The sequence below is a fragment of the Vibrio sp. 10N.222.55.C7 genome (genome assembly GCF_041473335.1).
Classification (GTDB): Bacteria; Pseudomonadota; Gammaproteobacteria; order Enterobacterales; family Vibrionaceae; genus Vibrio; species Vibrio crassostreae_C.
In genome coordinates this window covers 104,996-124,663 of record NZ_JBFRSC010000068.1, presented here as the reverse complement: position 1 = coordinate 124,663, position 19,668 = coordinate 104,996, and the positions used below count along the sequence as shown (strand labels likewise).

18 protein-coding genes are annotated in these 19,668 nt (G+C 44.0%); 7 read left to right on the top strand and 11 right to left on the bottom strand.

The window, feature by feature from the left end; all coding sequences use genetic code 11:
• Window positions 1-488: 488 nt before the first annotated feature.
• Complete coding sequence (locus AB4482_RS21605; RefSeq protein ID WP_372181640.1) at window positions 489-1,715, top strand: DUF819 domain-containing protein; 1,227 nt, start codon at window positions 489-491, stop codon at window positions 1,713-1,715.
• A 128-nt stretch (window positions 1,716-1,843) separates the two neighbouring features.
• Here the strand turns inward: AB4482_RS21605 and tdh are convergent, their stop codons facing one another.
• Window positions 1,844-2,875, bottom strand: coding sequence for an L-threonine 3-dehydrogenase (tdh, locus tag AB4482_RS21600; protein ID WP_017059546.1), 1,032 nt, complete (start codon window positions 2,873-2,875; stop codon window positions 1,844-1,846).
• Window positions 2,876-2,985: 110 nt separating this feature from the next.
• Entirely contained in the window at window positions 2,986-4,179 is a 1,194-nt protein-coding gene (locus AB4482_RS21595; protein ID WP_136974879.1) for a glycine C-acetyltransferase, read from the bottom strand.
• Window positions 4,180-4,634: 455 nt separating this feature from the next.
• On the opposite strand from AB4482_RS21595, the gene AB4482_RS21590 reads away from it, so the two are divergent.
• Together AB4482_RS21590 and AB4482_RS21585 are read left to right on the top strand one after the other, a co-directional pair.
• Complete coding sequence (locus AB4482_RS21590) at window positions 4,635-5,567, top strand: LysR family transcriptional regulator (protein ID WP_017059538.1); 933 nt, start codon at window positions 4,635-4,637, stop codon at window positions 5,565-5,567.
• A complete protein-coding gene (locus tag AB4482_RS21585; RefSeq protein WP_102393573.1) occupies window positions 5,567-5,950 on the top strand; it encodes a VOC family protein in 384 nt (127 codons plus the stop codon). Before AB4482_RS21590 ends, AB4482_RS21585 begins: the two co-directional genes overlap by 1 nt.
• Window positions 5,951-6,061: 111 nt before the next feature.
• Here the strand turns inward: AB4482_RS21585 and AB4482_RS21580 are convergent, their stop codons facing one another.
• The 4 genes from AB4482_RS21580 to AB4482_RS21565 form a co-directional block, all read right to left on the bottom strand.
• On the bottom strand, window positions 6,062-7,597 hold the full coding sequence (locus AB4482_RS21580; protein ID WP_371724808.1) for a PepSY-associated TM helix domain-containing protein: 1,536 nt from the start codon (window positions 7,595-7,597) through the stop codon (window positions 6,062-6,064).
• Window positions 7,598-7,708: 111 nt separating this feature from the next.
• Window positions 7,709-8,059 carry a hypothetical protein gene (locus AB4482_RS21575; RefSeq protein ID WP_372072577.1) on the bottom strand — a complete coding sequence of 117 codons (351 nt, stop codon included), beginning with the start codon at window positions 8,057-8,059 and terminating at the stop codon, window positions 7,709-7,711.
• A 307-nt stretch (window positions 8,060-8,366) separates the two neighbouring features.
• Window positions 8,367-8,762, bottom strand: a complete 396-nt coding sequence (locus tag AB4482_RS21570; protein WP_017059534.1) for a cytochrome b562 — start codon at window positions 8,760-8,762, stop codon at window positions 8,367-8,369.
• A gap of 144 nt (window positions 8,763-8,906) precedes the next feature.
• The gene (locus tag AB4482_RS21565) at window positions 8,907-9,653 is read right to left on the bottom strand and encodes a phosphatase (RefSeq protein WP_372072578.1); all 747 of its coding nucleotides are present in this window, start codon (window positions 9,651-9,653) and stop codon (window positions 8,907-8,909) included.
• A gap of 321 nt (window positions 9,654-9,974) precedes the next feature.
• On the opposite strand from AB4482_RS21565, the gene AB4482_RS21560 reads away from it, so the two are divergent.
• Window positions 9,975-12,998, top strand: a complete 3,024-nt coding sequence (locus AB4482_RS21560; protein WP_372181637.1) for an HD domain-containing phosphohydrolase — start codon at window positions 9,975-9,977, stop codon at window positions 12,996-12,998.
• Window positions 12,999-13,040: 42 nt separating this feature from the next.
• Here the strand turns inward: AB4482_RS21560 and AB4482_RS21555 are convergent, their stop codons facing one another.
• Complete coding sequence (locus AB4482_RS21555) at window positions 13,041-14,066, bottom strand: DMT family transporter (RefSeq protein ID WP_017059531.1); 1,026 nt, start codon at window positions 14,064-14,066, stop codon at window positions 13,041-13,043.
• A gap of 91 nt (window positions 14,067-14,157) precedes the next feature.
• Between AB4482_RS21555 and AB4482_RS21550 the strand changes: the two genes are divergently transcribed.
• Window positions 14,158-15,105 (top strand): LysR substrate-binding domain-containing protein, encoded by a 948-nt coding sequence (locus AB4482_RS21550; RefSeq protein ID WP_017064800.1) that lies wholly within the window; start codon window positions 14,158-14,160, stop codon window positions 15,103-15,105.
• Between the two features lie 36 nt (window positions 15,106-15,141).
• Window positions 15,142-15,462: a heavy metal-binding domain-containing protein gene (locus tag AB4482_RS21545; protein ID WP_004730185.1), complete on the top strand. Its 321-nt coding sequence runs from the start codon at window positions 15,142-15,144 to the stop codon at window positions 15,460-15,462.
• A 106-nt stretch (window positions 15,463-15,568) separates the two neighbouring features.
• Here the strand turns inward: AB4482_RS21545 and AB4482_RS21540 are convergent, their stop codons facing one another.
• Window positions 15,569-16,825, bottom strand: coding sequence for a peptidoglycan DD-metalloendopeptidase family protein (locus AB4482_RS21540; protein ID WP_372181635.1), 1,257 nt, complete (start codon window positions 16,823-16,825; stop codon window positions 15,569-15,571).
• 161 nt (window positions 16,826-16,986) lie between these two features.
• A complete protein-coding gene (locus AB4482_RS21535) occupies window positions 16,987-17,826 on the bottom strand; it encodes a tetratricopeptide repeat protein (protein WP_017069419.1) in 840 nt (279 codons plus the stop codon).
• Window positions 17,827-18,102: 276 nt separating this feature from the next.
• Here AB4482_RS21535 and AB4482_RS21530 point away from each other — a divergent pair, with 276 nt between their 5' ends.
• Window positions 18,103-18,618, top strand: a complete 516-nt coding sequence (locus AB4482_RS21530; RefSeq protein WP_372181633.1) for a cytochrome b — start codon at window positions 18,103-18,105, stop codon at window positions 18,616-18,618.
• Between the two features lie 77 nt (window positions 18,619-18,695).
• Here the strand turns inward: AB4482_RS21530 and AB4482_RS21525 are convergent, their stop codons facing one another.
• Both AB4482_RS21525 and AB4482_RS21520 read right to left on the bottom strand, forming a co-directional pair.
• Window positions 18,696-19,130, bottom strand: coding sequence for a hypothetical protein (locus tag AB4482_RS21525; protein ID WP_372181631.1), 435 nt, complete (start codon window positions 19,128-19,130; stop codon window positions 18,696-18,698).
• A gap of 116 nt (window positions 19,131-19,246) precedes the next feature.
• Window positions 19,247-19,513 (bottom strand): hypothetical protein, encoded by a 267-nt coding sequence (locus AB4482_RS21520; RefSeq protein ID WP_372130387.1) that lies wholly within the window; start codon window positions 19,511-19,513, stop codon window positions 19,247-19,249.
• Window positions 19,514-19,668: the final 155 nt, after the last annotated feature.

The following is a 19,668-nucleotide window of genomic DNA, read 5'->3' as shown; positions in this document are numbered from 1 at the left end:
AAGCCGCGATGAACCTTTTTCTTTCATTGAACCCCTACAAAACGTCAAATGAGCATGAGTAGCGGGGGCTAGAACTCGTAATCCGAAAGATTTATGTGATCTAGCTAAAATTTTTAATTTCTGACCACATAGCAAAAGTGGATTCAATTTTTACATTATTGAAACATTCCAACCCTGCATAAACCACACCATAAACATGGCTATATATGCACTCATTCCTGCCATTCAAGCATCCACCCAATTCATAGCGACCACTCTCTAAGGCTTGAATTACATTGCATATATCTAAATGCGCCGTAAAAGATCCAATAAAACCATTCACAATACAAATAAATAACCCACTGAATTCACACACTTAAACCATTAAAATTAACACAAACATTTCAAAATATGTCTATCGTTACAATTTGTAACGATTAGCAGTTATCGGTATAGTCCTGCAATTCAAAAAGTGAGACCTTTGCGCTCACCTTAAAGGAGATATAATAATGATTACTAATGATGCTGTAATAATGGGCATGTTAGCTGTTATTCTTGGCGGTGTATTTATCACGGAAAGTAGCCAAAATAGCGCACTGAAAAAATTCTACTCGTTCGTTCCGGGTCTATTGCTCTGTTACTTTGTTCCTTCTCTATTGAACAGTTTAGGCATCATCGACGCATCAAACTCTAAGCTGTACTTCGTTGCGAGTCGTTACCTATTACCAAGTGCACTAGTTCTTCTGATCATCTCAGCAGACCTACGCAAAATCTTCGGCCTTGGCTCAAAAGCCGTCATCATGTTCCTAACGGGTACTGTCGGCATCATCATTGGTGGGCCTTTGGCGATTCTGATTATCGACCAAGTCAACCCTGACCTTGTATCTGGCGATGTATGGCGTGGCCTTACAACAGTAGCTGGCTCTTGGATCGGCGGCGGTGCAAACCAAGCCGCCATGAAAGAAGTGTTCGAGGTTGATGACCAACTCTTCTCTGCAATGATTACAGTTGATGTTATCTGTGCAAACATTTGGATGGCCGTATTACTTGTCATGGCAGGTCGTCAGAAGAAGATTGATGCATGGCTAAAAGCAGACACATCAGCTATCGAAGAGCTAAAAGAGACGGTTTCTAAATACCAAGAAGAGAACGCTCGCCCAACAACCACAACCGATCTCATGAAGATCACGGCAATTGCCTTTGGTCTAACAGGCCTTGCTCACTTCTTCAGTGACCTAATCGCACCATGGATCTCAACGAATGCTCCAGAACTTGCGAAATACAGCCTTACATCTGGCTTCTTCTGGCTAATCGTTATGGTAACAACGTTCGCGTTGATCGCTTCGTGCTTCAAATCGACACGTAGCCTTGAGCACAGTGGCGCATCGAAAATTGGTTCAGCGTTCATCTACATCCTAGTTGCAACTATCGGTATGCAAATGGATGTGACAGCTATCTTAGACAACCCAGGTTACTTCTTCATTGGTATTACATGGTTAACTATCCATGCCCTTCTGATGATTGTAATGGCGAAGCTAATTCGTGCACCATTGTTCTTCATGGCTGTAGGTAGCCAAGCTAACGTAGGCGGTGCTGCATCGGCACCTATCGTCGCGGCTGCATTCCACCCAGCATTGGCACCAGTAGGTATCCTAATGGCGGTATTGGGTTACGCTCTCGGTACATACGGCGCTTACATCTGTGGCCTAATCATGCAGGCTGCTGCATTGGGTTAACAACTCATTGCTGTAAAAAATGGGCAACTGAACCTTGATCATATCGCCCATTTTCTTGAGTTCCGAGATGTAAAAAAGGCGACAGTAAAAACTGTCGCCTTTCTAATATCTTGTTACTCAGCTAAAGCTTATTCCCAATCAAGGATTACTTTACCAGACATACCAGAGCGCATCATGTCGAAGCCTTTCTGGAAATCGTCCACTTTGTAGTGGTGAGTAATGATTGGTGTTAGATCTAGGCCAGATTGGATCAATGAAGCCATCTTGTACCAAGTTTCGAACATCTCACGACCGTAGATACCTTTGATAACCAAGCCTTTAAAGATTACTTGGTTCCAGTCTACCGCCATGTCTGATGGTGGAATACCTAGTAGAGAGATCTTACCGCCGTGGTTCATGTTAGTTAGCATGCTATTGAACGCAGATGGGTTACCAGACATTTCTAGGCCTACATCGAAGCCTTCTGTCATGCCAAGATCAGACATTACGTCTTCAAGCTTCTCTTCCATCACGTTTACTGCGCGAGTCACACCCATTTTCTTAGCAAGATCTAGGCGGTATTCGTTTACGTCAGTGATTACAACGTGACGAGCACCAACGTGCTTAGCAACAGCTGCAGCCATGATACCGATTGGACCAGCACCAGTAATTAGCACGTCTTCGCCAACTAGGTCGAAAGAAAGTGCTGTGTGTACTGCGTTACCAAACGGGTCAAAGATTGAAGCTAGATCGTCAGAGATTTCTGCAGGGATCTTAAATGCGTTGAACGCAGGAATCACAAGGAACTCAGAGAACGCACCAGTGCGGTTAACACCAACACCTGTTGTGTTACGACAAAGGTGAGTACGGCCGCCACGACAGTTACGACAGTGACCACATGTGATGTGACCTTCGCCAGATACACGGTCGCCGATTTCAAAACCACGAACTTCTTGGCCAATGCCAACAACTTCACCCACGTATTCGTGACCTACTACCATAGGTACTGGGATTGTGTTTTGTGACCACTCATCCCAGTTGTAGATATGTACGTCAGTACCACAAATTGCGGTTTTCTTAATACGAATAAGAAGATCATTATGACCCATTTCAGGTTTTTCAACCTCGGTCATCCAAATGCCTTCTTCAGGCTTTAGCTTAGAAAGTGCTTTAATTTTCATAATGTTACCTAGTTCATCTCGCCTAACTGTAAGGCGAGAATCAAAAATCTATATGTTCTACTGGGTGTTGTTCTATCTAATTAAAGGATGCTCGTGGCACCCCTTTAAAATTAGATGATACCCATGTCTTTACCAACTTGGATGAACGCATCGATTGCGCGGTCTAGTTGCTCACGAGAGTGTGCAGCAGACATTTGCGTACGGATACGAGCTTGACCTTTTGGTACTACAGGGAAAGAGAAACCTACAACGTAGATGCCTTTCTCTAGTGCGCGCTCTGCGAATTCAGCCGCTACTTTTGCATCACCCAGCATGATTGGGATGATTGCGTGGTCAGCACCGCCCATAGTGAAACCAGCTGCTTCCATGCGAGTACGGAAGTGAGCAGAGTTTTCCCATAGTTGAGTACGTAGGTCGCCAGATTCCGCTAGAAGATCTAGAACGCGAATAGAAGCAGATACGATTGCTGGTGCAACAGAGTTAGAGAATAGGTATGGACGAGAACGCTGACGTAGCCAGTCGATCACTTCTTTCTTACCAGAAGTGTAACCGCCTGAAGCGCCACCCATTGCTTTACCAAGCGTACCTGTGATGATGTCGATACGGTCAACAACGTTGTGGAACTCGTGAGTACCCGCGCCGTTTTCACCCATGAAGCCTACTGCGTGAGAGTCATCAACCATTACTAGTGCATCGTACTTGTCTGCAAGGTCACAGATAGCAGGAAGGTTAGCCACTACGCCGTCCATTGAGAACACACCGTCAGTTACGATTAGTGTGTGACGAGCGCCAGCTTCTTTAGCAGCGATAAGTTGCTGCTCTAGCTCTTCCATGTTGTTGTTCGAGTAACGGAAACGCATTGCTTTACACAGACGAACGCCATCGATGATAGATGCGTGGTTTAGTGCGTCAGAGATGATTGCGTCTTCTTTACCTAGAATTGTTTCGAACAAACCAGCGTTTGCATCAAAACAAGATGTGTAAAGGATAGTGTCTTCTTTACCTAGGAACGTAGAAAGCTTTTGCTCTAGTTCTTTGTGAGAATCTTGAGTACCACAGATGAAACGTACTGAAGCCATACCAAAACCGTGCTGATCCATACCATCTTTAGCTGCTTCGATAAGAGCTGGGTGGTTAGCAAGACCTAAGTAGTTGTTTGCACAGAAGTTTAGTACTTCTTCACCAGTCGAGATAGAAACCGCTGCTTTTTGTGCAGAAGTAATAATGCGCTCAGACTTGTAAAGACCTTCTTCTTTAACTTCTTCGATTTGAGTTTGAATCTGTTGGTAAAATGCAGAAGACATTGTCTCATTCCTTCCTAGTTATAATTTAGCAGCATCGCGCGCCGCTTTATGTAGGGATGTAAACGATCTCAACACGATCATTTACACTGTAAAACTTATGCCTATATTCTAGTTGAACATCCCCGTTCCGATTATCCCTTTAGTTGGAAAAACATTAATGAATCACAGGCACTAATAATAGTTCATCCCAGTGACATAGGGCACATTAACGCCCTTCACCTGCTTTTTTAAACGCCAAATTAGCTATAATTTCCGTCTAATTTCGCTTTCATATCAAATCTCAATTTTTCATCTCAGAATGCGCAGCAGCAACGCCGCTATACAGATGAGCTTCAAACACAACAACTTATCAGAGCAATCACGTCAATCAATTAATGAAATTGATTCACAAATCAAAGTAAATCGCTCACAATGACCATTAAGTTCATCGTTGAAACTAGCTTAACTGGATACTTATGATTAACCCAAAACTCATCGCCCTGCTTCCGGATCTCGCCTCGTTCATTTTGGTGGTTAACGAAGGTAGTTTTACGGCTGCAGCAAAACAGTTAGGCGTGACACCATCAGCCTTGAGTAAGCTCATCACCCGCTTGGAAAAAGCGCTATCGGTGAAACTGTTTGAGCGTACCACTCGTACCCTTATCATTACGCAAGCGGGTCAATTGGTTTATGATCAGAGTGTGGTGATGATCAACGCAGCTCAACAAGCCGTTGAACTGTCTACCTCCGACCATACCGAACCTGCAGGCTCGATAACGGTAGCGGCGCCTGAAGCCTTCTTGAATTCGGTATTGCAGCCTTTCGTTGTTCCATTCTTAAATCAGTATCCAGAAATCCAACTTAAATTGAGAGCGGCTGACGGCGACATCGATATTTTACGTCAAGGCATCGACATTGCTTTCCGCCTGACTGATAAGCCCGACGAAAGCTTAGTATTGAAAGAGTTAGGAAAAACAAACCTCGTGTTGTGTGCAAGCCCTGACTATTTAGATGCCAAGGGGATTCCTCACCACCCTACCGAGCTGTCTGAACACGACTGTTTGTATCTTGCAGAGACAGACAAAGATCACATTTGGGATTTTCTTAAAGATGATGAATTTCACACAGTACCCGTCAGTGGACGTTACGCAGTTAACCACTCGCAGATGCGACTGAAAGGTGTGAAAGAAGGTCTAGGCGTCGGTATTTTCCATGACTTCGTGATTCAAGATGCGTTGGCTGAAGGGTCTGTAGTACAAGTGTTGGAAGATTGGACCATCAAGAGTAATTACCATGGTGCGATTGCGATGCAGTTTGCTCAAACCAAGTACATGCCCGCTCGACTGCGTGTATTCATTGATTACGCCATGGAGCACTTAGGTGACAAGTTGGCAGGAGAAATAAACTGATGTTGAAAGGAATACACCACGCAGCCATAATCTGTTCAAACTACAACGCATCGAAGCACTTTTACACCGAGATTTTAAAACTTGAGATCATTGCCGAAAACTATCGAGAGGCTCGCCAGTCGTACAAACTTGATTTGGCGCTACCTAATGGTGCTCAGATAGAACTATTCAGCTTCCCTAACGCACCGGAAAGACCTAGCTTTCCTGAAGCTCAAGGGCTAAGACACTTAGCTTTTTGTGTTGATGACGTTCAACAAATCAAAAGCTATTTGGAAGAACAAAGAATCGAAGTCGAACAGATCCGAATTGATGAATTTACAGGTAAAGCATTTACTTTTTTTGCCGATCCTGACGGGCTTCCGTTAGAGCTTTATGAAATCTAGAGCTTTATCAAATATAGAGCTGTACAAGTCTAACGTCTTCTTAATAAACAGAGCATGTCATCTGAATAATGAAACTGACCTCCTCAAAAAGGAGGTCAGTTTGTATATCAATTAACTCAATGCCGTCTTGAATTTCTCAACGCGTGAAAATAGTAACCAATCCAGCAGCATTGCTGTCACGATCGTCGCTCCCGCCAGTGGAAACAGTACTGAAATAACTATCACGATCACTAAACCTGTCTTCCAAAGCCCTGCATCGCCAAACTTCGGTGGCGTGCCAAGCTTTCTTTGACCTGAAGGTCTACGTATCCACCACATCACACCGCCAGTCACGGACACAACAATGAACGCCAAACAAAACAAAGCATTTAGAAGCTTGTTAATGATGCTGATGTCACCTTGATGCAATGAAATACCTACCGCTAACGTTTTGGCAATGAAGTTATAATCTTGCCATGTCACCTCACCCAGAATACGACCTGAGTATTGGTCGAGGTGCGTAGTACGGTCCTGCGTTGGATCAATGATGTCACCGCCCATAGTGTTGGCTGTGACCGTGTAAACACCCGTTTCTGAACGCGGGAAATTCACCTTGTATCGTGTAAAGCCAAGTGAGTATGCTTTTTCAGTAACGTCATCAATGTCGAAGTTGCTTGCTGACAACACATGTTGAGAGTGATCTTCACCCATCTTAGAGTGATCATGAGGTTCCGTCGCCTCTTCCACATGATGAACGTGTTCTGCTGGCTTATCTTGAGACAAAGGCAATAGTGTTTGCTCCAAGTTCCAAGGTAGCTCTTCTTCTGAGCCATGGTTGAGGGAAGCGTGCGTCTTATCAGACAACGGAATATCGTCCCACATTTGAGCAGGGAAAGTGCTCCATGCTTGAACAAGCTTACCGCCCCAAAAACCTGTCCATGCCAATCCAGACAGAATAAACAACAACAGAACGAGCGATAACACACCTCCAATGTTCGCATGCAGATCACGCATTAAAATACGCGTTCCTGAACCAAATCGAAGCTTAAGAAAACCAGCGCGGCTCGCGTTATCTCTAGGTAACCATAAGTAAATACCACTGATGAGCAACAGAATAGACAAGCTTATTGCGACTTCAATTAGATAATCACCCCAATCACCAATCAACAAAGTGCCGTGAATGTCATTCGCGAGTTGGTACAGGCTGTCGCTACGCGGAATCTCTCCGACCACTTCGCCCGTATATTGATTTACCGTGGCGAAGACCGATGTGCCGTCTACAAGTGCTACCGAAAAGCGGTTAGCCAGATCAGGAGCTTTGCTCGGAACAAACTGGGTAACCGAACCTTGTGGGTATTGAAGTTGTACTGCAGCTAACTGTTGTGACACTTTAATCGGCTCGCCCGATGCAACAATCTCTAGGGCTTCGTGGTGGAAAGTCAATTCGATTTCATCATCAAACAGCATCACCAAACCTGTAATGCTCAGCATTAACATAAACGGGATAACAAATAGCCCAGCATAGAAGTGCCAGCGCCATGTGAGGAAATAGAGGGTTTTATTGCGGTCTTTGCTTTTTATATTGGTTTCCGAACCGGTTGTTGCACTGCTTTTAGACTGCGAAGTTGCTTGTGCTTTCGCAGGGGTTTGAGATTCATTTCTCAACATTATAATTTCCTTTGACACACGCAAACATACCTTCTGAAAAATCAGAAAGTAATCTGAGCATGTTTAACTTTACTTAATACTTTATTTTTTAATTATTTTAATGGGTTAGGTTTAAGCAATAACAAAGGGAGGGCCGCGCGGGGCTTGCCTCGTGTAGCGTTCGCTTAGAGCCAAAAAAGCGTAGCTGTCGGAGACAATAGAACTCAGTCGAGTTGTCAGTAGTGTAGTGGGAAGTTCATCTTGGTGAAACGTGGAAAAATGGCTAAACGGACACGGCTTTCCTTTATGAGTATTAGGTTCGCCTTCTTCGATTTGAACCAATTCAAAGCCATTGACCGTACATAACGACGCCCATACTCCCACACTATTACCATGAGCATTGATAACAGGCATTAATGTCACTAGCGCCCAGCTTAATGCTGTTGCAAGTAACATGAAGAAGTTGAACGAGGTTCGGCGCATTATTCCAAGTCTTTATAAATTTCCCTTATTATGAGGGACTTGGAATATAGGTAAACGTAAAGATTAACAGCAAGTTAAAAAATTGAAGCTAACGCACACTCTTTTTCGTTAAATACTGGTTACAACACTAAAACTAAGAAAGTAATACTCATCTCTTTGCAGCAGGCTTTCGACAAAAGAGACAATAAAAACGCCGCCTTACACCTTCCTCGAAAGAGGGTAATGTAAGGCGGCGTTTTAGAAATCGAATCTTGAGGTTTACTTTTGCTCTTTGTTACCTATCTAGCAAACGTTCATGATTAACGAATTAACCGAAGATCTTGCTCCAGATGCTTGGGTTACGCTTCTCATGGTACTCTTCACGAAGGCCATCAATAGTACGAAGTTCTTGCTGTGCCGACGCTAAGTCACCTTGGTCTAGCTTCTGCTCAATGCTATCCAGTGATGCACTGATCTTTTTGAAGCCTTCCATGAAGTTGTCTTCTTTCTCGACTGGGTAAACACCCGTTTTCAGCTCTGCCACTAGCGTATCTAAACGAACGATAGGCTTTTGCATCTCTTCAATGCTTTGAGCTTCTGCCGCTTGTTTGAACGCAAGCTTCATTTCTTGCATGTTTTTCTTAAGGTCTACATTAGCAAATGCGTTGCCAGACAATACTGAAGCAGCGATTAAGCCAGATAAAAGGATTGAGCGAGTTTTCATTGTTTCTCCAAGTGAAGCGGTGTCTTTGAAGTTAGAGCCGTCATTACTGTGGCACTTCGACTTTATTATTTTCGGCTAGTGTATACAAAAATCTTTCAGGCACAAAAATTGATTGTGTCGAAATGCAAACCCGCCGACATTCTCTTAAACAAGATCTGAATATTCTGGGATTTCATTACGACCGCGCAAGGCCAAAAAGGCTAGGAACTGCTTTGGCGAATGGGTAATCACTTTACTCGAATCTACGCCCACTTCATCTAACAATGCTGCGACTAAGTCTAAGCCACCGACATCTAAACAGAAATGCGCATCGCTGCCTGTTGTAATAAATGCACCCTTCGCTTTCGCTATTCTTGCAATCTCATAGCAGCGGTCAACACTGCCAACTCGGCTATTGCCTTTGAGTGTGGTGTTGTTGATCTCAATCGCCACGTTGTTCTCAACCGCACATTGAATAACGGCTTCGAAATCGAAATCAAAATTAGGATTGCCTAAGTGACCAAGCGCATCAATTCGACCGCCCTTAATCACATTCAACAATGCTTCTGTATGGGTAGCGACATCCGATGGGCGAAATACTGGCTCATGAAAACTCGCGATCACCCAATCCAAGTTCTTATCCACACTCGGATGAATGTCGATTTCACCCTGTGTGTTCATGATGTTTGACTCAACACCTCGAATAATTGCGACATCTTCAATAAAACGAGGGAGCACACGCTGATTGCTGAAGAACCAATAGTGTGGCGAGCCCGGCATTGATTCTGAATGATCAGTAGTACAAAACATGGCTAAACCATTTTGCTTTGCCGACTTGGCGTTTTCGATCAATGTGCTGTAAGCATGACCACTTGCGTATGTGTGGGTGTGAGTATCTACTTTGAGTTCCATGAATCAATGCCCTCTTCGCTCGGTCAAAATACGTTTTTCAGAAAGTAACTCTGAATCTCTTTCAGGAAAAGAATACTTCAGAAAATGAATGCCTAATGGCAACAATTCGGCCAGTTTATCAGCTGAAAGTGACAATTAGCACCCAAACATAAAGGTTTATTACTGGTTCATTTACACGACACGGGAATACGTGGCTAACCAGAGCCAGCCAGCGCTTGGCCTTATCTAAGTAGAACCGCACACACTCGGTAATTGCGCCAATTTTTTGCAACCTACCCAAGTTCGTCAATACTTAAACCAGTCTACAAACCGGAGTGTTAGATGAGAAGAAGACGATATCCGCTGAGTATCCACATCACTAGCCTTTTCCTAATTTTGACAACACTTGTCGGTGCGGTATTGATTTCGATTAGTTATCGGCACTCCCAAGAGCTGCTGCTAGGCACAGTGCGCGAGATCAGTAATGAGCACCGCGACAAACTGGAATCAGTATTTAAACAAGCCATTGCCCCTGTTATCACAACCTTAAATGTGATGGCGGTGAGCCCGTTTGTTGCTCATCAAGCTTCCGCTGTCGAAAAAGACTCTTGGCTTGCTTCGGTCGATATCATCTTCAAGCAAAACACCAATTTGGTCGCTCTATTTTATGGTTCTGAAGATGGTGACTTCAGAATCTTTCGTCCATTAAGCACCAATAAACAGAGAGCCGAAAACAGCGCGCCCGCTAAAGCGACCATGATGGTCAGCAGCACCAATCTAGACGGTGAAAACTTTATTACCTATCTTGATGGCGCACATCAAGTGATCAGTACTCGACAAGCAGAGAGTAAGTTCAACCCCACCACTCGTCCTTGGTTTCGTAACGCAAAGCCTGATGGCTCAATACAACTCTCTGAGCCCTATCTATTCTATTTCCTGCAAACCAATGGCATTACACTCTCTAGGCGTTCTGCCGATGGCAAGCATGTGGTTGGTGCCGACTTTACGTTGAGTTCCCTCTCTTCTCAGATCAGTGAATTAGCTTATTCTCCGCAAACCCGACTCGCCTTGTTCGATCAACATTTTAATCTACTCGGTCAGCATCAACTTGAGCTATCAGTACCCAAGCCTGACTCCCAATCTGATGACACAAGTAAAACTGAGCAAACGAACAACCAAACGACGGGGAATCTCTCTGGCAGTGAGCAAGACCAAAGCTTCTTTAATGTGCCCAAACGTGAACAGATGGAAGCATTGAAAGCGTCCGTTATTGCGCCGCTTATCTCTGATGAAGAGAAGTTTAACCTCAATCTAAAAAACGTTGAGTACAACTTAAACACTTGGGCACTAACGCTAACGCCGGTTCAACTGACTCAAAATGTCACCTTATACTTGGCAGAAGCGACGCCACACAATGAGCTGCTCGCTGATCTTATCTCGATGCGAGACGAGCAAGTTGCGGTCGCGATTGGGATGTTGTTCATCTGCTTCGCTATCGTATGGTTTGTTGCTAATCGACTGTCTCAGCCGCTCAATACGCTGATGCAACTCACCGACAACATCGCTCGGTTCGACTTCAGGCGTACTCATTATCCCAAAAGCATGATTCAAGAAGTGGCTAACCTCGCCCACTCGATTGAGCTAATGGAACACACGCTTCATGATCTGATTACCCTACTTCGAGACACCGCCGGGAATCAGGAGTTTTCGATCTTAGCCAAGAACATTGCTCATCAAAGCTATTTAATTACCAAAGCAGAAACCATTGTCCTTTTCACTCAATCCAAAGAGAAAGACGTGTTTGATACGGCAGCCAACCTTGCCATTCTTCCTTTTAAGGCCGACATCAATGACTTCATCAAACACACGCCTTGGTTGCTGTGTCAGCTTAAATCTGGTGAGACGATCCATTTGAACAGAGAAGACAATGTTCTCAACTATTACCAAGATTCGATCTTCAATTCAGACCTGTACCTATTTCCACTATTAAACCGAGAGAAACTGTTGGTAGGGATTGTGGCAATTGGCTATGAGAGACCAATTACCAAGATGCAGGCAGACAAGCACGCCTTTTTAAGAGAGTTGCTCAGCTTTGCGGAAATAGCGAAAGACAACATCGACCAAATGCAGCAACAAAAAGACATGCTTAATGCCTTTATTGAGCTGATTGCATCGGCGATTGATACCAAGTCACCTTATACGGGCGGGCATTGCCAACGAGTGCCTGAGCTCACCAAATGGCTAACTCAAGCAACCATAGATGATGACCGCTATTACCCGCAATTCTCATTGGACAGTAAACAGTGGGAAGAGTTGATGCTCGCCGCTTGGCTTCATGACTGCGGCAAGGTGACCACGCCTGAATATGTGGTAGATAAGGCAACAAAACTGGAAACCATTTACGACCGAATCCACGAAGTGCGAATGCGTTTTGAGTTGTTGAAACAGCAAGCGGAAACCGATTACTGGAAAGCGATGGCGAACGGTGCACTACAAGAAGAACAACTCAAAATACTCGAACAAAGCCTGTCTGAACTGGATGAGGAGTTTGCCTTCGTTGCTGAGTGTAATCTTGGCGGCGAATCTATGACGGAAGAGCAGCTAGAACGCTTAGATCAAATAGCCAAACGCCAATGGAAACGTACACTGGATGATCAATTGGGTTTGTCTTGGTCTGAAAAAGAGAGATTTAACACCCAAAAAGAGTCGGTTGAGAAAGAGAGAACTGAGCCAACAAGTCAGGAAAAGGGTTTGCCTGTCATGGAGCCTCTGCTTGCAGACAAACCGGAGCATAAAATACCTTGGGACAATGGCTTTAACCCTGCCGATGTATGGCAAGAAGCGTTTGTACTTAAGCCCGGAGAAGTTAAATACAACCAAGGTGAACTGCACAATTTGAAAGTACGCCGTGGTACGCTAAACGATGAAGAACGTTTCATGATCAACGATCATATTATCCAAACCTTCACCATGCTCAACAAGTTGCCTTACCCGCCTTACCTTCAAAACATTCCGGATATCGCCAGCGGACACCACGAACGTATCGACGGTAAGGGATACCCAAGAGGCTTAAACGAAGACCAGTTACCTCTGCCGTCCAGAGCAATGGCAATTGCTGATGTCTTTGAAGCGCTCACCTCTAGTGATCGCCCTTATAAGAAAGGTAAACTCTTAAGCGAATCACTCAACATCATGACCGACATGGCCACCAGCGGTCATATCGATCCCAAGTTGTATTTACTGTTTTTGGAAAACAAAATCTACGATAAATACGCTGAGCGATTCCTAGAAATGAACCAACGCTGCGAGATTGACCCGCACGAACACATCGACCGAGTAAAAGAATACATACGCTCATTGTTCTAAGTTTTAAATTAACCATTCAGAGGATAAGCCATAACTCAATGGTTAGCTTTTAGCTGCCGAGTCCAATACCGCAACGTCCACTACAGTCGCTACAGCTACTGTGGTGTGCGGTTTTTGTTTGGCTTTCGCCTTGCTGTGTCTTTTTGCCAGCAATGTATTGGTGATGCTCGCCACGACAATCAGGTTAATGCCAATCATCTGCTGTGTAGAAAACACATCATCAAAGAACAAGCCCTGCCAAAGCGCGCTAAACAGCATGTTAGTAAAAATCAGAGGTGCCAACTGGGAGCCACTGTCTGCAAGCTTATACGCCTTGGAACGGAAGATTTGGGTATTGATGGTAAACAGTGCAAGACCAAGTGATCCGAGAACAATCCAGCGTAAATCGTCAAAAGACAGCAACGCCGACAAGGTTCCTTTCTCTGCACTTTCAAGTACATCAGGCACCGCAGAAACAGAAGTAAACACCACCATTGGTATCACAATAATTGCCGCAACTAAAAAGGTCCACGCGTTAAGCTCTGCTGGTGTCAGGCTGGTTTTAGACGCTCGGTACAAACTCACTTGCGAGCCAGAATTAAATACCCCCGCGAGAAGCCCAAGCAGAAGCGCAGGTCTAAAGAACTCCGAACCCAACTCAAACTGCGACCAATCCCCCGCCATCATCACTACGCCAACAAAGGTGACAGCTAAACACACTATCGTCGTTGTATGAATCTTGGTTCTAAATATTAACTTTTCTAACAATGGAATAAACAGAGGCCCCGTACTGAACAACACAACCCCTTCAACAAGCGTTAAGGTTTGCAGTGAAGTAAGGAAACACCACTGACACGCCACCATAAAGATCGCCCGCATCACCAAAGGTTTCCACATTTCTCGTGTCGGCTTGCTGATTTTGTAAAAGGTCAGGAAAAGAAATAAAAACAGACTGGGTAACAAAAAACGCACAAAACTGAGTAACGAAGTGGGCATCACTTCAGATAGATACTTGGCCATCAAGCCACTTAAAGACAAACTGAACGTCGACAACAACATGAAAGTCGTCGCCTTGGTAATATCAGACATAATTATCACCTCCTATGACATCTATTTTAGAGGCGTGACGTAATGAAAAATAGCGAGTAATATTAACTATAACTGTAAGGAAAACTTACCAATGAAAAAACTCGTTCCGCTTAAATCCGTTTATGCTTTCATTGCTGTTGCTGAGACTGGCAGCATGACCGACGCCGCGCGGGTATTGTACGTCAGTCACTCTGCGGTAAGCCAAGCGATAAAGTCGTTAGAACAACTGGTCAACAAGCCTCTGTTTCAACGAGTCGGTCGTCGTGTTGTTCTTAATGCCGCAGGTAAGCGATATTACCGCAAAGTTGCTCCCGCACTTGAGCAAGTGATAGAGGCGACCGAAGAGCTTGCCAGAACGCCTAACGACCACCGCATTACCCTCAACATGGTCAATTCGCTAGCGATGCACTGGTGGATCCCACGAGTTCCCGACTTCCAAGCCTTCGCTCCCTCACTTGATATCCGCATTTCGACGCTAACTGGCCCTTTCGATATCGAGCAGGAAGGGGTCGATGTTGCGCTTGTACATGGCAAACCCAACGAGTGGGAACAATATTACAGCGAGAAACTGGGCGACGATGACCTAGTATTGGTGTGTAGCCCTACGATATTAAAAAACCAGACCGGATTGAGCGTCGAACAACTCGTCAAACAAAACCCGACCATTGGCGTTTTTAACCTCAGGCGACAACACGACTGGCAAGTGTGGTGCGACAATTACCAAATCCCAATGCCCACATTCCATAGCAACCTAACATTCGATGTCTCCATTCAAGCGGTGCAAGCTTCAATTCGTTCGTTAGGCGTACTAGTAACGCATCGCTTGTTTGTGAAAGATGATATCAGCCATGGGATGCTTGTCGAACTGGGTAAACCGGTTGCTAACCCGCACCAAGATTTTTACTTTGTTTGCCCAAAAAACAAATTAAAACAAGAAAGTGTGCTAAAACTGAGAACATGGTTAAGACATGAATTCACACGCTCAGAGACAGCACTGAACGATGACATTCAAGAGCAAGACCAAACTATCAATCAATAAGCGAGTGACAGCTCAGCAAGCTTACAAGAGGCCATTATGATTATTACCACCACACAATCAGTCGAAGGCAAGCGCATTGTCGATTACAAAGGGGTTATTGCCGGAGAAGCCATTCTAGGGGTGAACGTTTTCAAAGATATGTTTTCAGGAATTCGTGACTTTGTGGGTGGACGTTCTGGCACCTACGAGAAAGAACTGGAAAAAGCACGTAACTACGCGTTCAAAGAGTTAGAACAGAAAGCGATTGAAGCGGGTGCCAACGCGGTGGTAGGCGTAGATATTGATTACGAAGTCTTGGGAACAGGTAATGGCATGTTGATGGTCTCTGCTAGTGGCACGGCAGTGGTGGTTGCTTAACTGAATCACTCGCTAAATCATGCGATTACCTAGAAAAACGCCCCTTAGCTGAATCGCTAGCTAAGGGGCGTTATTGTATTCGCTGCCAAACTAGGCTTGAATATCTCTAACTCGCACGATCTTCTGGCTCAGAAATCATGGCATCAAAAGAGGCAATTCGAGCCAAAAACTCTTTTCTATCTTTAGGCATAATTGAGCTTGCCATTGGTAAGTTCGCCTTCATCGCATCGACGGCGCGACCACGAACCAATACCTCAAAGTGCAAGTGCGGGCCAGTAATACGACCAGTAGCACCCGATAGCGCAATTTTCTGACCTCGCTTAATTTGCTGACCTTTCTTAACTAAGAAGCGGCTCAAGTGAAGATAACGCGTCGTATATACGCTGTTGTGTTCAATCACCAAATATTTACCAGCATACGGGTGGTCACGAAGTGTCACCACTCGACCATCACCAGTTGAGTAGATAGGTGAACCAACAGGTGTCGCAAAGTCGGTACCATTGTGCGGTGAGATTCGCCCAGTTACTGGGTGTCTTCGTGTCGGATTGAACGAAGAAGTGATTCTTCGGAATTTTCTGTCGACTGGGTATCTATCAAAGGCTTGCTCTAGACTATTTCCCTCTCTGTCATAAAAAAGACCATCTGGTGCTAGAAAAGCTGCGACTTCTCGGTTTCTTAATTGAATTGAGATACCTTGAATTTCTGTTTTACCCGTTAGGTGATCATCCGTGTACTGCTCTTTGACCAATACATTGAAGCTATCACCAGCTCTCAGCTCTCGAGCGAAGTTGACTTTGTCTTTTAGTGTGCGGGTGATATTGGCTATCTGGTTAGTAGTTAACCCCGCTTTGTAGGCTGACGTTGAAAAGCTACCGTGAACACTACCCGCATAGAGTTTTTCTTTCCATTCGCCTGGGATCTCGTGGAATTTATAGGTGAAGCTACCATCATCGTTTCGAGTAAAGGCTGCTTGCTCAACCAAACTCTCGTGATAAATCAGCTCCACAAGCTGTTTTGAGTCACTATCCAAAAGCAACTCTAGATGGTCACCAGGTTTTATTGTGTCGAGTTTCAAAGACTCCAGATCCGCTTCCATCACCTTTTGAACGGTTCCATATGGCAGTTGCCATGACGAAAAGATGTTGCTTAGCGTATCGCCAACTTTCACAAAATAATGGACCTTAACCAAAGAGTTGGGAGTCGCTTGCGAGTCGATGACTTCCTTATCATTAGGTTGAGAACCTTGGTAAGGTGTTATTTTGATAGAGATTTCTGGTGCTGGTTTGGAGTGAAAAGAGAGCAAAGCAGCAAGGGAAAATGCGCTGATCGCAGTAACGATCAGACCAATACGGAGGAACTTCATAAAATACTTAGCGGTTATAACAAGGAACTTAGAAAGTGTTATAACATAACAATTAAATCAAAAAAATAAATGAAATGTAAGAAACCATAGCGCGATAGGTGTGAAAGTATGGTGAGCATGCAAAGCCCACCACCTTAGTTAACACGGATCTTTACCTCATATTACTCTTCACGAAGTACTTCGAAGCGTTCTAAGCCTCGCAGCATCTCAAAGTCCGGCTCTTCAGTTAGCAGCTCTCTCATGGACCCACTGGCTTCAATAGCGCGCTCTAAGTCATCGATCGCTTGACCTTCTGCCCCTAATCGAGCATAGGCGCAAGCACGTTGATACAAGGCATGAGCATTTTGGTCATCGACTTCTAATACACGGTTACAAAGACTCATTGCCCAGTGGTATTCCTGTATATCCATAGCAGCGTCAGCTTTGGCAGTAAGTGCTTCTAAATCTCCAGGACGAACCTTCAGTATTTCATCGTAGATTTCAATTTTTTGCTCTGCCGTTTGTGCGTTCTGTGCTCTCAACCATAGGTTATGAATCTCATTGATAATTTCAATTTCGCGGTTGTTGTCGGAAATGATTCTGGTCTTGCGCTTAAGATCCCGTTCAAGAACATTAAACTTCTTCTCATAGTCTTGAGCGATAGAATTAAGTCGCTTATCAGCCATGTCTTGAGTTGTGTGTTTAAGCTCTTTGATGGATTGCCAACCCACCAGCGCGATAAGAGAGGCCACACCAGCAATAATGTAGAAGAAGTAGGTTACGGTTACATTGGCGTAATTCAGAGACTTGTCTGCCACAGTCAGTTCCCGGTCAGTCATCTGAATGGTCAAGCGTCTTTCAAGATCCTGCTGTTCCATTCGAAGCTGCTTCAACTCATCCAAGATATAGCGTTCCATCAGCGGTCTATCCAAATACTCTTGTTCCGAGTACTTAACCTCTTCGCTTGCAAAACTCATCGTGCTGAACACCGAGATAACTGCAATCAATAAGATTCGAAGCATTATACATTCCTTATATATTTATCTTTAGACTAACTGTATCTCGTAATAGGCATACAAGCTAGGAAGTCGACAAGTTTGCTATGTCCATATTGGAATTAACACTCTAAAACATCATTGATAATTATAAAACACCTGAAGCAACATCATTAATTTCTAAATTATAAAAATACCGCGTAATACTGTTCTATATGATTAATTCGCGATGCGAATATACCGAAAAATGGTTTATTGCATCGAGATGAATCTTATATTAATAACGATCAGAACGAGGTTAATTTGAATAATCCACGATACGATTTAGTAAGCCGTGTACTGCACTGGGTAATGGCTTCTGTAATCATCTATGCAACAATCGCAGGGTATGTGATGCACTATGTCACCAGTCATCCAGAGCTGTTTTCTTTTCTGTCAGTGCTCAACATGTCATTGGCGACCGTTGCGACGCCACTGCTTGTGGTTCGTTATATCTGGAGCCACTTTCGCTCGTCGCCAAGCATGCCAACCTCTGTGCCTGAAGGGCAAAAATGCGTTGCCAAGCTTGCATACTCTTTGATGTATCTTGTGATGTTTATGGTTTTCAGCACCGGCTACTTAATGCTAAAAGAACCGTACTCTTTATTTTGGTTAGTGAGCGTAAATAATCTAATTACCGACTCTGCAATCAACGGCTTCTTTTTCTATTTACATCGTGCCAGTTGTATTGCCCTAGCCTGTTTAATTGTGCTGCATATCAGTGCCGCACTTAAACACCACTTTGTCTCTAGGAACTATGTATTGAAGATGATGCTCTAGATTCAGAGAATTCAACACGGTTTGCACAAACAAAAAAGCCATAGCATGTTCGCTATGGCTTTCTTATTTCAATTTGATTACTTGGTTTGAGTATCAATCATCACTTGCCAGTATTCACATTTAGCCAAGAACTCTTTTAAATAAAGCTCTGGGTTAGCAAGTTTCTCACCGCCTTTAACATCAGCACCAGTCACACGCCAAAAGCCACGAGTGACCAAGTTTCGATGATAAATAAAATCGTTGAGTTCATTAGCCTTCAAAGGAAGTTGTTCACCAAACGTATTTTCGTAGCGGCTCAGAGTCGAGGCTTGTTCACTTGGCTTCTCCCTTAAAAAGGTATCCAAATCCAAACCTAATGCCTGTTGCTGATCTTTTGATAGGGCTTTAGCTAATTTAGAGATCACACTGAACAGAGCCAACTCAACTTTTTGAGACGCTAATAACGATGCACCTAAAAGCGCATGTTCGTTGGAAATATGTTGTTCTGTTGATGAAACGGTTGCTGTTGTCACTGTGTTAACCTCAAATAATCATAACGGGTGTTACTGAACTGGATAGAGTCTTTTCACTAAGCTGAATCTTATTCTTGTTATTAAGAAGAATCTTGCAGCTAAGCAGAGCCTTTCGACTAAGCAGAATCTTTTAGCAGAACACGGTCAGCATCAATAATGGTGAAGCCTGATGCATCTTCATTCTTTTCGACTTGCACTAAACCTTTAAAACCAATTTGCGACAGCTTCTTCGCAAGTTGATCTGGTGCTATTTCAAAAACAACATTCATAAAAGGTAAAGACTCAGCATCAACAAAACCATGCTCGTTAAACAGTTCCATTGCTTGAGATAAATGGTCTGAGTCGGTTAATTCGATAATTTCTACAACTTCTTCCAACAACATTTTCGATTCCATATTCGCCAGAAAGTGACTGACACAAGCCGGTTCTTTTTGCTTGCATACATCCCGATGCCCTAAGACACCCCTTTAGTAGTAGGGATATCATAACATATTAATAATCGTAAAATATGTTTTATTTTCCCTAAGCTACTGGGAAT